This window comes from Vibrio sp. 970, from assembly GCF_033339075.1.
Genome location: NZ_JAWOTW010000063.1, coordinates 1 through 1,509, shown reverse-complemented (window position 1 = coordinate 1,509; position 1,509 = coordinate 1). Strand labels below are relative to the sequence as shown.

Below are 1,509 nucleotides of genomic sequence, written 5' to 3'. Positions count from 1 at the left end.
GTAAACGTCATCGCCATACCTGTTTCAGGGTACTTCGCCATCATACTGGTCAATACGGCTGTCATGATCACCGTCATCGGCCCCGTGGGTTCTGAGATAAGTGTATTTGAGCCACCAAATAAGGAGGCAAACAAGCCCACCATTATGGCGCCCCAAAGGCCAGCTTCTGCACCCGCCCCCGAAGCAACCCCGAACGCCAACGCCAAAGGGAGAGAAATAATGGCCGTGGTCACCCCGCCAAATATATCCCCTTTGAAATTGATATCTTTAAAACGACTACCGAACACCGTTTAGCTCCCTGCATTAATTTCAAAATTAAATAAGTAAAATGTCATTACTTTAACGAGGAATGTGAAAAATTAAACCATAAATAAATTATGGCTTAATTCGTTATCTAATAAGCAGTCTGAATTGTACGAATTTATTTCCAAGAACACGTCAGATGAGTCCTGTCTGACGCATATTTAACGGGATCGAAATTGTAACATTGTGTATAGTTACAACACTGATCGCTTGATATGTTTCAATTGCGATGAGTGCTTTTGTCATTTAAGGGAAGTAGTTTGCAAGATGCCGGAAATTAAACAGTTATTTGAGAATAATTCAAAATGGTCGGAAGAAATCAAATCTGATCGTCCTGAATATTTCGCTAAGCTCGCCGAAGGCCAAAAGCCTGATTTTCTTTGGATTGGCTGCTCCGATAGTCGAGTACCCGCAGAACGATTAACCGGCCTTTACTCCGGTGAATTATTTGTTCACCGCAATGTTGCAAACCAAGTCATTCACACAGACCTCAATTGCCTTTCCGTTGTTCAATACGCCGTTGATGTACTCAAGGTGAAGCACATTATTGTGTGTGGTCACTACGGTTGCGGCGGTGTTAACGCAGCGATAGATAACCCTCAACTCGGGCTTATCAATAACTGGCTACTGCATATCAGAGATCTTTACTTCAAGCATCGTTCTTACTTAGATCAAATGCCTGTTGAAGATCGTGCCGATAAGCTTGGTGAAATTAACGTTGCAGAACAAGTTTATAACCTAGGCAATTCAACCATCATGCAAAACGCGTGGGAGCGCGGGCAAGATGTCGAAATTCACGGTGTCGTATACGGAATTGAAGATGGTCGCCTTGAATATTTAGGTATTCGCTCTAATTCTAAAGAGACCGTTGAAGCATCGTACCAGAAAGCACTATCGACGATTTTAAACCCTGACAATAAGCTTCTGTGTCGCTAAGCCATAAAATCTGAATAAATAAAAAACGCCCATTTATATGGGCGTTTTTTTTGTATTTCGAATAGTGAACTCAATTATTCTTGAGGAACCACTTTACCGATGAATGGTAGGTGACGGTATTTTTGAGCGTAATCGATACCAACACCAACAACGAACTCGTCAGGGATTTCGAAACCAATCCAATCAACTGGCACATTTACTTCACGGCGAGATGGCTTGTCTAGTAGCGTACAAATCGCGATAGATTTAGGTTCACGTAGCGATAGGATT

Annotated in this window: 2 protein-coding genes and 1 pseudogene; 1 reads left to right on the top strand and 2 read right to left on the bottom strand. The window is 42.2% G+C overall.

Annotated features, from left to right (window positions below):
- Window positions 1–287 (bottom strand): SulP family inorganic anion transporter (locus R7Q11_RS24700; protein ID WP_318094446.1); only part of this gene is annotated, 287 nt, incomplete at its 3' end.
- 283 nt (window positions 288–570) lie between these two features.
- On the opposite strand from R7Q11_RS24700, the gene can reads away from it, so the two are divergent.
- Window positions 571–1,239: a carbonate dehydratase gene (gene can / locus R7Q11_RS24695; protein WP_005462578.1), complete on the top strand. Its 669-nt coding sequence runs from the start codon at window positions 571–573 to the stop codon at window positions 1,237–1,239.
- A gap of 74 nt (window positions 1,240–1,313) precedes the next feature.
- Here the strand turns inward: can and R7Q11_RS24690 are convergent.
- A pseudogene (locus R7Q11_RS24690) lies at window positions 1,314–1,509 on the bottom strand (hypoxanthine phosphoribosyltransferase); the annotation flags it as partial.

What these genes read in the sequence shown, in the direction of transcription:
- can (WP_005462578.1), top strand. Translation starts at nt 571, where the DNA reads ATGCCGGAAATTAAACAGTTATTTGAGAATAATTCAAAATGGTCGGAA.